Origin of the sequence: Bradyrhizobium sp. SHOUNA76 (assembly GCF_023006445.1) — a bacterium.
Classification (GTDB): Bacteria; Pseudomonadota; Alphaproteobacteria; order Rhizobiales; family Xanthobacteraceae; genus Bradyrhizobium.
Genome location: NZ_JALBHA010000969.1, coordinates 1 through 974 on the forward strand (window position 1 = coordinate 1; position 974 = coordinate 974).

Annotated in this window: 1 protein-coding gene and 1 pseudogene; one reads left to right on the top strand and one right to left on the bottom strand. The window is 64.5% G+C overall.

Features of this window, described 5'->3' with window-relative positions; genetic code table 11:
* On the bottom strand, positions 1-572 hold a 572-nt coding region (locus MOV74_RS39035), incomplete at its 3' end, for a polysaccharide deacetylase family protein (protein ID WP_246932928.1).
* A 164-nt stretch (positions 573-736) separates the two neighbouring features.
* Between MOV74_RS39035 and MOV74_RS39040 the strand changes: the two are divergent.
* Positions 737-974: pseudogene (locus MOV74_RS39040) on the top strand (OmpA family protein); the annotation flags it as partial.

Genomic DNA, 974 nt, shown 5'->3' on the forward strand with positions numbered 1-974 from the left:
AGATCGTGCTCGCCCGGCAGCTCGCGCAGCCAGTCGTGCAGGCGGTCGAACGTTGCCTGCTTGGCCGCGGGCGTCGTCGCATCGAGCCGCAGCGCAGAATGGCCGATTCTGATGTCGATCTGCTCGGCCTTGGCGATCACGGCCTCCAGCGCCGCCCACCACAGCCGTCCGGTGCCCTCGGCAAAGTCGCTCGCGACATAGACCGTCAGAGGGGCGTCGAATTCGCGCAACACGGGCAGGGCATGGTCCAGATTGTCGCGATAGCCGTCGTCGAAGGTGAAGGCAGCGAAGCGGCGGTCGAACCGGCCCTGCACCAGCCGCTCATGCAGCTCGTCCATGCTGACGATGTCGATGTCGCGCGACCGCAAATGGCACAGCGTGGCGCGCAGGAATTCGGGGGTGACCTCGAGATGCCGGTTCGGCTGGAACGCGGCCTCACGGGCCGGCCGGACGTGGTGCAGCATGAAAATGGCACCGACACCCGACAGAAGCGGGCGCAGCAGGTGGTGCGCCCCGCTGAAGTAAAGTGCCTCCAGCCCGGCGCGGATGACGTTGTAACGCAGTTGTTTCATGACCGGCTGGGGGGCTCTGGCATTCCGCTTTCAACTTACGGAAGAACCCTTGAAGAAAAAGTTATTCCGATTGTCCAGGCGATGCCTTCGGAAGGGCACCATTTCCGGTTTGACAGCCCGCCAAGGGTTTGTTTTGTCTCCGGTTCCAGAGTTCGGGTCGTCGAATGCAGAAGCTTTTCAGGTGGGCCAGCAAATGGTGGCCGGGGTTGATTCCCCTGGCCGTCATGTGGGGATTTGCGGCCTGGAATAATACCTTACCGGTCGAAGCCGACCTGTCGGCCCGCAGCACGGCCGCGCTCAAGGGCACCGTTCTGGACAAGACCCGGATTGCGGTCGACGGCCGCGACGTCAGCCTGGCCGCGGACGCCTTCTCCGAGGAGGGGCGCCGCGACGCCGTGACGG